The organism is Arthrobacter sp. 01L42 (assembly GCF_056400005.1).
The window spans coordinates 1-1,271 of record NZ_JBFTSL010000045.1 but is presented as its reverse complement, the minus strand read 5'-3'; the positions used below and the strand labels follow the sequence as shown (position 1 = coordinate 1,271).

Below are 1,271 nucleotides of genomic sequence, written 5' to 3'. Positions count from 1 at the left end.
GGTTCATGGGGAAATTGATTCCCGGATGAGTGTCATGCCGCCGTCCGGACGGCACTTCTCATGAGAATAATCGATTTGTAGTTCACTGGGTTGCGGTAGCCGCGGGCGGTTCGTTTGATGTGCTTGATTCCGGTGTTGTTGGCTTCGACCYTGCCGGTGGTGGCGCCGGTGACGGGGAGGACTTCGATCTCCTTCCACCACCGGCAGACCGTGCGATAGAGCTTGTTCGTCTCCGGCCTTCCGGCGGCCTCGACGAGGGCCTTGAGTTCCTCTTTCGCGGCGGCGGCGTCGGCCAGGGAGTTGGTGCGCAGCAGGGCCCTGAGCTGCTCCTTGACTTTCCACACGGCCTGGAGCTTGCCGGTCGGGTCGTCGGCGGCGAAGACCTCAGCCAGCCGGTGGGCTGCAGTATCGGAGAGCTTGTCGCCGGCCCGCAGGAGCAGCATCCGGTGCGCCCATGCCTTGTCGATGCTGCGGCCGCGGCGGCCCTTGACCTGCTGGGACAGGTTCTGCCGTGCCTCAGTCATGGCCTGGTTGGCCAGGGAGACCAGGTGGAAGTGATCGACCGCGACAGCGGTGCGTGGCAGCCACATCCTCAACGCTTTGCGGAACGCCGCCGAGGGGTCGATCGCGACGACCTGCACGCCCAGCCGCCACTGAAGCGGGCGGGCGAAGAGCCAGTCCCCGACGCCCTTGTGGTCCCGGCCGTCGACGATCCCCAGGACCTGSCCGGTGTCCAGATCCACGATGGTCGTCATCCACGGCTCRTGCCGGATCCATGAGCTGGAGTCCGGGTCACGGAAGTACCGCACGGACCGGAACCGGTGTTCGTCGATGCCCAGCATCCGCGGCCTGAGCTCATCCACGTCCGGCAGCGTGAGAAGACAGGCTTCGGTCAGCGCGGCACGGACCATCCACCAGGACACCGCGAACGCGGCGGCGGTCTCGGACACGGCCCGGCCGGAACTGATGACYGCGTCAACGACGTGGTCCCGGAGCCGTCCGGTGGAACGGGCGCGGCGCGGGACCTGGGCGGTGGATTCAAAGAACGAGAGCCGCGGGCAGGCCCGTTCCTCGCAATGCCAGCGGTACTTGGACCAGAGCACCTCTACGGCGCCGGCGACCGGGATGTCCCGGATCCGCTGGAAGCGACGTTCCTTCCGCCGCGTCGCGACAACACCGCAGCTCGGGCAGCCCGGTGGCTGGTCTGTTTCAACGATGATCTGGCGCCGGCCATCAGCCAGCACGGTGGCGGAGATGACGCGGTAGTCGGG

Annotated in this window: 1 protein-coding gene; it reads right to left on the bottom strand. The window is 67.0% G+C overall.

The window, feature by feature from the left end:
* Positions 1-32 precede the first annotated feature (32 nt).
* On the bottom strand, positions 33-1,271 hold a 1,239-nt coding region (locus AC1DN2_RS21300), incomplete at its 5' end, for an ISL3 family transposase (RefSeq protein WP_476851873.1).